This window comes from endosymbiont of Ridgeia piscesae (assembly GCF_001443665.1).
Classification (GTDB): domain Bacteria; phylum Pseudomonadota; class Gammaproteobacteria; order Chromatiales; family Chromatiaceae; genus Endoriftia; species Endoriftia persephonae.
Genome location: NZ_KQ557146.1, coordinates 22,076 through 29,596 on the forward strand (window position 1 = coordinate 22,076; position 7,521 = coordinate 29,596).

Consider the following 7,521-nt stretch of genomic DNA (forward strand, 5'->3'; position numbering starts at 1 on the left):
AAACTGGTCGATGATGCATGAGATCCACTGGAGCGCCCAGGCGGGCTTCCCCATCCTCAGCGCGCTGCAGCTGCTGCCGCTGCTCGGCATGGCCATCCTGCTCGGCTGGCGGGAGAGCCGTGCGGTGCCCCTGCTTGGTACCGGTTTCGCGCTACTGGAGCTGTTGCTGGCGCTGCTGCTGCTGAACTTCTTTGATCCCACGCAAGAGGCGATGCAACTGGCCGAGCGGATGCCCCTGTTTGGCCCGCTTGCCTACCACGCCGCAGTGGATGGGGTGAGCGTGATCTTCATCCTGCTAACGGCGCTGCTCAGTCTGCTGGTTGTGATCTACGGTCAGGTGCGCGATCTAACTCCCCACGCACTCTTTATGCCACTGGTGCTGGCGGTTGAATCCGCACTGATGGGCATGTTCACCAGCGTCGATCTACTCTGGTTCACCCTGCTCTCGGCAATGGAACTGGGCCTGGTAGGATTTCTAATCGCCCGCTGGTCCACCTCGCCAGAATCAGAGCTGGCCCAGGCGCGCTACTATCAATTCATGGGCACCGGTCTGCTACTGTTGTTGAGCGGCGTCATCATGCTTGGCTGGAACTACGCCGACGCCAACGCTGGCCGCTGGAGCTTCGATCTGTTCGAGCTGCAACAGACGGAAGTGGCGCCCAATTTCCCCTCAGTGATCTTCTTCCTGCTGTTCTATGGTCTGGCGGTGCGCATCCCGCTGTTCCCGCTGCACGGCTGGCTACCGGTGGTGGCGGAGCACGGCACAGTGGCGGCGGCACCGGTGTTTTTAATCGGCCTGAAGATCGGCATCTATGCGATGCTGCGCTTTCTGCTACCGCTGATGCCTGAGACGGTGCTGCAGTGGCAGCCGTTCATCGTCGCCTTTGCGGTGGCCGGGGTCTTCTACGCCGCACTGCTGGCAATGCTACAGGTCAATCTGCGTCGGCTGCTGGCGTTTGCGGTGGTGAGCCATACCAGCGTGTTGCTGATCGGCATGTTCAGCCTCAACCTAGCGGCCTTCGAGAGCAGCGTGATGCTGTCGGTCAACTTCGGTCTGGCGATCACTACCCTGCTATTCATGCTCGGTTTTGTCTATCGCCGCACCCACACTCTGCTGATGGCTCGCCTCGGCGGTCTGTTCGACCACATCCCACTGATCGGCATCGCCTTTCTGATCGGCGGCCTGGCCATCGTCGGGATGCCTGGCACGCCAGGTTTCGACGCGGTGCATCTGACCCTGGAGGCGGCGATCCACCGCTTTGGCGCGCTGGTGACCATCGCCGCGGCGCTGGGTAACGTGGCGGCTGCCGGCTTTCTGCTGTGGGCGTTTCAGCGCTCCTTCCTAGCGCCCCAGGATGAGACCCAGGCAGCGCTCAAGGTGGAACCCACCAGCTCGGTTGAGAAGCTGATTGCCGGAGTGATGATCCTGGTGATGTTGAGTGCCGGCTTCTATTCCGAGCCCTGGCTAGGGCTGATCGAAAACTCCCTTGAGGGGCTGAATACGCTCTATGGGGCCGGGGCGCACTGAAGATTCGACCGCTCACGCACCGTGCGGCTCGCGTGAGCGACCATAGAAGAGACGGAATCGACTGACATGAATGAATCCATCCAGGCGCTCACCGAGGGCCTACCGCTGATCAGCCTGCTGATCCTTTCGCTGCCGCTGGGCGCTAGCCTGATCTGGCTGCTGCCGGGAGAACATCTGGCGCGCTGGGTGGCACTGTTCATCGCACTGATCGATCTGTTGCTTGCGGTAACGATCCTGTTGGCTTTCGACCCGGGCCAGTCGGGGTTTCAGTTTGTCGAGCAGAGCAACTGGATCGCCTCGCTGAATATCCACTACCGGGTCGGCGTGGATGGCATATCGGTGCTGTTCCTGCCGCTGACGGTGCTGCTGTTTCTCGGCGTGGTGCTCTCCTCTTGGAGCAGCACACGCAGCATGCCACGTCTCTACTACACCCTGCTGTTGCTGCTGGAGAGCAGCAGCCTGGGGATCTTCTGCTCGCTGGATACGGTGCTGTTTTTCCTGTTCTGGGAGCTGACTCTGCTGCCGCTCTACTTCCTTATCAGCTTCTGGGGAATCGGCGCCAACCGCCGCTACGCCGCGGTCAAATACACCCTGTTTATGCTCGCTGGCGGCATCCCGATCCTGTTTGGTTTTATCCTGCTCGCCTTCGGCCAGGCCGAACTCAGCGGTACGGCCCCACCCGCGGGTCTGGTATTTGATTACGAAACCCTGCTCAACAATCCTCTGCCGGCCGAGATGCAAACCCTGGTGTTCTTCCTGCTGCTGCTCGGCTTTGCCTTTAAGACCCCGCTGTTCCCGCTCCACACCTGGCTGCCGGTGGTAGCGATGGAGGGACCGGTGGCGATCGCCGCACTGATGACCGGGCTCAAGCTGGGGGCCTACGGTATCATCCGCTTTGTGGTCCCGATGGCGCCGGCTGCGGCGCAGGAGTTCCACTGGCTGCTGGCCGGTCTGGGCGTGATGGGGATCCTCTACGGTGCGGTGCTGGCGATCGCCCAGACCAACCTGCGCCGCATGCTCGCCTATGCCAGTATCAGCCATGTCGGGCTGGTATTGCTGGGGATCGCCTCGTTCACTATCCAGGGCTTTCAGGGGGCGCTGTTTCAGCTGCTCAACTTCACCATCATCGCCGGCGGGCTCTATATCATGACCGGCTTCCTGCACCATCGCATCGGCTCTACCGATCTGATCAACCTGGGTGGCGTGGCCCAGTCGATGCCGCTGCTGACCGCCTTCTTCCTGCTGTTTGGTCTGGCGAGCATGGGAGTGCCGGGCACCAACGGTTTTCCCGCCGAGTTTCTGGTGCTGGTGAGTGCGCTGGGCAGCCACACCGGCGCCGGGCTGGCGGCGCTGTTCGGTATGGTGCTGGGTGCCGGTTATTTTCTCAGCCTCTACCGCCGCGCATTCCTGGGGCCTGCCCGCTCTGCGGTGGTCATCGACGCCCTGGATCTGCGCCGCCGCGAGCTGCTGGTGGCCAGCATGATCGCCTTCCTGGTACTCGCCATTGGCCTCTATCCCAACAGTGTGTTGGAGACCACCCGGGTCGCCAGTGAGGCCTGGGTGGCGTATCTGCTGATTCAATGACGCCGCTGCAGCACCAGGCCGAGGCGCAGACCCTGGAGCTGTTGCTGCAGGCACAGGATCAGTTCAAAATCCGACTGCCTGAAGTGCGTATCACTTTTGATCTGCGAGGGCGCAGCGCCGGCATGCTGCGGCTGCCGCGGTCAGGCGCGGCAGTTATCCGCTACAATGCCCAGCTGCTGGCGGAAAACGACCCGCAGTTCATCGCCCTGACGGTCCCCCACGAAGTTGCCCACCTGGTAGCCATGACGCTGCATGGGAGGGGGATCCGCCCGCATGGAGCGGAGTGGAAGGCGGTGATGGAGGCATTTGGCGCCGCACCGGAGCGTTGCCACCAATTTGATGTCAGCCGCGCCTCTAGACGCCGGTTGCGCCGCTTTACCTACCAATGCAACTGCAGGGAGCACCAGCTCAGCAGCATCCGCCACAACCGTGCTCAGCGGGGCACCCGCTACCTCTGCCGACACTGCAAGACATCTCTACGCCCAGTTGAATAATTTTAGAGACCAAGGGCACTTCAGATCACACACTTCCCATTACCTCTCATAAAGAGGAACGAAGCACACGCCGCCCTACGGAACCACTGAAATCTTCTGTGATTTACACTCTCTACCAATTGACGATTCACGACCCACCTCACCGGCTTGTATTCACCGGGCCAGTATCCTAGCTTGTCAAATAGATGGAAGCGAAAAACTGTCGGAGAATGACGATGCCCAGGATTGTTCGCCTTGTTTGGATGCTGTTCCTGTTGAGTGTGCCGCTTTCTCTTCCTGCACTCGATTTCGAGGTGACGGCCCAGACCACCGACTGCTCCGGTGACATCGGATTCTCCTCCTTCGATTCCCGGGATCTCTATAAGATGCAGTCGGCGGACTGCACCGACCCCAACACCGGCCAAAAGCTGCAGCAGGTGCTGCTGAAATCCAAATCAGGTCTAGTCAGCTACGACGTGATCTGGGTCACTCAGGAGGAGGCCCGCAACATCCTGCAACAGATAAAGGAGATCAAGGCGGCCAAGATCAAACGCATGACCCGTCCCGAGGTGATGATCCAGAAAGAGACGGTGATCCGCCACGAACGACCGATTGCGACGCCCACCGTCACCCGTTCGGCCCCGCCGGCGCGCAGCGACCTGCCCGGCCCGGTGATCAACATCGTCGATCCGCCCATCGCCAATACCCGCTCCATCACCAATGTCATCACACCGACGGATGCCGACAAGCGCACCGTGGTGGGCAAGATCAACGCCCCCGCCGGCCTGATCTCCTTGACCATCAATGGCAAGTCTCACAAAGTGGACGAACACGGCATCTTCAAGGCCGAGGTGCCGGTGACCCGTTCCAAGACGCCAGTGACCATCGTCGCCGTGGACAATCAGGGCAAACGGGACACGGTGGAATTCCGGCTGCTGCCCGAACCCCTGCAGGAGCAGCCTGAGACTGGCGCCGGTGTCGACAGCGATCCGAGCGTCTTCGGGAACTATCATGCCCTGATCATTGCGAATGCCCGTTATGAAAAACTTGATGACCTCTCCACCCCAAAAAACGATGCGGACGCAATCGCCGACATCCTCAAGCAGCGTTATGGATTCACCGTCACCCGCCTCTACGACGCGACCCGCTACGAGATCCTCTCCGCTCTGAACAAGACCCGCCGGGAACTCACCGAAAAAGACAACCTGCTGCTCTACTACGCTGGCCACGGTGAGTATGACAAGACCAACAACCGGGGCCACTTGCTGCCGGTTGATGCGGAGACCAACAGCACCGCCAACTGGATCTCCACCGTGGCGATCACCGACATCCTCAACGCTATGTCGGCGAAGCATGTACTGGTGGTGGCCGACTCCTGCTACTCCGGAGCCCTCACACGGGCCGTCAACACTGAACTTGATCCCGGCATGTCGGAAGAGACCCGCATGAAATGGCTCAGGGTCATCGCCAAGGCCCGATCTCGCTACGTGTTGACCTCCGGCGGTGTGAAACCGGTATTGGATGACAGCGGAAATGGACACTCCATGTTTGCCAATGCGCTCATCAATGTACTGAGCGAGAGCAAGGGGATACTCGAGGGTTCCAAACTGTTTCGCGAGGTCAAGTCACGGGTGTCAGCCCGGGCCGAGGAACTCAACGTTGATCAATCCCCTCAATACGCCCAGCTCAAGCGCACCGGGCATGAGTTTGGGGAATTCCTTCTGGTTGGTCAGCGTTGATCCCAGATACTCCCTGTAGTTGGAATGCTTCACTCCATGGATGAATTCAGGGCGGCGCTGGACGACTTTTTTACCGGACGCATGGATCTGGATAGGTTGTTGGGCAGGCTCGACGCCCAACTGCTGCTACATCCGAATAGCCAGACGGAACTCGTCGCACTGTTGGACGAGTTGCAGCGCAGTAACCGGATCCCGGCCCAGATCGTCACCTCCCTGCGTGCCCGTCTCGCTCAATATACGGAACCCGCGGAGGATGCAGCGGGTGGGGAAACTCGTATCCGTGCGGATCTGGGAACGGGCCGTCCAGCCCCGATTTCTGACCAGGCAACTCGTATCGTCGGTACCCCAGTGCCATCTCCCTCCCGTGTTGCTCAAACACAAGCCTCCTCTGCCCCCCCCTCTCCTCAGGCCGCACAAGTCGCCCGCTGGTGGGCGACATCCTCAACGGGCGTTTCGTGCTGGAGGATGAGATCGGCCGCGGCGGCATGGGCGTGGTCTACCTGGCAAAGGACCTGCGTAAGGAAGAGGCGAGGGATCGGGATCCTTACGTCGCCATCAAGGTGCTCAACGAAGCGGTGCAGCAGAATCCTGATGCCTTTATCGCTCTGCAGCGGGAGGCCAAGAAGGCCCAACGCCTAGCTCATCCCAACGTGGCCACGGTCTATGATTTCGACCGGGACGGTGACAGGGTCTACATGACCATGGAACTGATGCAAGGCGAGTCGGTGGAGCACCTGATCAAGCGAATCCGGCCCAGCGGCCTGCCCCTGGAGAAGGCCCTACCGATCATCGAGGGGATGGCTCAGGGTCTGGCCTACGCCCATAGAAAGGATATCGTGCACGCCGATTTCAAGCCGGGTAACGCCTTCATCCTGCAAAACGGAGAGATCAAGGTACTCGACTTCGGCATCGCCCGCGCCTTCAACCCCCCAGGACAGAACTCTGGCAACGCCACCGTCTTCGATCCCGCCAAATGGGAGGCCCTCACTCCGGCATACGCCAGTTGCGAGATGTTCGACCAGGCGGCCCCTGATCCGCGGGACGATATCTACGCCCTCGGCTGCGTCAGCTATGAACTGCTCACCGGACGCCACCCCTTCGACAAGTTGCCGGCTAACCAAGCCCGCGGTCGGAAATTAATACCCAAACCCATTCCCGGACTCAGCCACCGACAGAATCAGGCACTGGTCCATGCCCTGGCCTTCGAACGCGGTGAACGCACCCCTGATCTTGAGCAGTTTCTACGGGAGCTGAAGGGTGGAAACGACGCCAACCACAAGTGGTGGGGGTTGGCAGCGGGTGTCCCCCTGTTGCTGGCAGTTGTGGGGGTCGGAGTCTATCTCCGGATAGACGGGGGGACGGACAGGCCGAAGAGTTCACCCCGACCGACGCCGGTGGCCGAACAACCGGCAGAAACAAGGCCGGCTGCAACGATCCCGGGGGAGCTGTTGGAGTCCGATGAAACACCAACGGCCGAAGCTAAACCCAGGCCCAAGGAACTCGATGCCGAAACTCGGGCCAAGGTAGAACGCATCCTGGAGGTAGCCGAGCTTCACCGGATGGTCGGTCGCTATCTGGAACCGAAAGGCAGCAATGCGGTAGAGGCCTATCAGGCAGTCCTCGAAATGGACCCCAGAAACCGGAAGGCCCGGAACGGCCTAGATCAGGTGGCCACCCATTTTACGAACCAGGCCAGGCAGGCCATGGAACAGGGAGATAATTCAGCAGCACAAACCATGCTCAATCAGGGCCTGCAGGCGGTCCCCAAGCACAGGGAGCTCCAGCTTTTGAAAAAACGGCTGCAATCGAAATAAGTAAGCATATTCAGATAACGCAACCGATCTATCATCCGATACTTCAATTCAGAGCGCCGATTTGGTCTTATAATTCATAACGGCAAAGAACTTTCACCTCGCCCCTATTTACCGGAGGAAGCCAGCAGATGCTGAAACTCAAACGCAGACTACGCCTGCTCACTGCCACACTGGCCCTAGGACTGGCCTCGCTGGCGCAGGCGGACTATGTGGCCTATTCCATCGAAAAGGAAGGCGGTGCCAAGCGACCGCTGCCCGAATATATCGGCGATATCGACGTTAAATATTAATCGTTCCGAAAGTATTGGCAGTGTATACTGCTTTCCATGGCTACGATAAAAGAACAGCGTGATCAGAAAAGGAAAGATGTAGTGGAGGCGATT

General features: G+C 59.9%; 6 protein-coding genes. All 6 read left to right on the forward strand.

Features of this window, described 5'->3' with window-relative positions:
- Positions 1 to 10 precede the first annotated feature (10 nt).
- The 6 genes from Ga0074115_RS13495 (at position 11) to Ga0074115_RS16355 (ending at position 7,428) form a co-directional block, all read left to right on the forward strand.
- Positions 11 to 1,528 carry a complex I subunit 4 family protein gene (locus tag Ga0074115_RS13495; protein ID WP_057956415.1) on the forward strand — a complete coding sequence of 506 codons (1,518 nt, stop codon included), beginning with the start codon at positions 11 to 13 and terminating at the stop codon, positions 1,526 to 1,528.
- 66 nt (positions 1,529 to 1,594) lie between these two features.
- Positions 1,595 to 3,112, forward strand: coding sequence for a complex I subunit 4 family protein (locus tag Ga0074115_RS13500; RefSeq protein ID WP_057956414.1), 1,518 nt, complete (start codon positions 1,595 to 1,597; stop codon positions 3,110 to 3,112).
- On the forward strand, positions 3,109 to 3,606 hold the full coding sequence (locus Ga0074115_RS13505) for a SprT family zinc-dependent metalloprotease (RefSeq protein ID WP_057956413.1): 498 nt from the start codon (positions 3,109 to 3,111) through the stop codon (positions 3,604 to 3,606). The genes Ga0074115_RS13500 and Ga0074115_RS13505 overlap by 4 nt, the downstream gene beginning before the upstream one ends.
- A 215-nt stretch (positions 3,607 to 3,821) precedes the next feature.
- Positions 3,822 to 5,324 (forward strand): caspase family protein, encoded by a 1,503-nt coding sequence (locus tag Ga0074115_RS15935; protein WP_157292783.1) that lies wholly within the window; start codon positions 3,822 to 3,824, stop codon positions 5,322 to 5,324.
- A gap of 428 nt (positions 5,325 to 5,752) precedes the next feature.
- The gene (locus Ga0074115_RS13520; protein ID WP_057956412.1) at positions 5,753 to 7,138 is read left to right on the forward strand and encodes a protein kinase domain-containing protein; all 1,386 of its coding nucleotides are present in this window, start codon (positions 5,753 to 5,755) and stop codon (positions 7,136 to 7,138) included.
- Positions 7,139 to 7,266: 128 nt separating this feature from the next.
- Positions 7,267 to 7,428, forward strand: coding sequence for a hypothetical protein (locus Ga0074115_RS16355; protein ID WP_157292785.1), 162 nt, complete (start codon positions 7,267 to 7,269; stop codon positions 7,426 to 7,428).
- Positions 7,429 to 7,521: the final 93 nt, after the last annotated feature.

Excerpts from the sequence above, each read along its gene's own strand:
- Ga0074115_RS15935 (WP_157292783.1), top strand. The coding sequence starts at position 3,822 with ATGCCCAGGATTGTTCGCCTTGTTTGGATGCTGTTCCTGTTGAGTGTG.
- Ga0074115_RS13495 (WP_057956415.1), top strand. The coding sequence starts at position 11 with ATGATGCATGAGATCCACTGGAGCGCCCAGGCGGGCTTCCCCATCCTC.
- Ga0074115_RS13505 (WP_057956413.1), top strand. The coding sequence starts at position 3,109 with ATGACGCCGCTGCAGCACCAGGCCGAGGCGCAGACCCTGGAGCTGTTG.
- Ga0074115_RS16355 (WP_157292785.1), top strand. The coding sequence starts at position 7,267 with ATGCTGAAACTCAAACGCAGACTACGCCTGCTCACTGCCACACTGGCC.
- Ga0074115_RS13500 (WP_057956414.1), top strand. The coding sequence starts at position 1,595 with ATGAATGAATCCATCCAGGCGCTCACCGAGGGCCTACCGCTGATCAGC.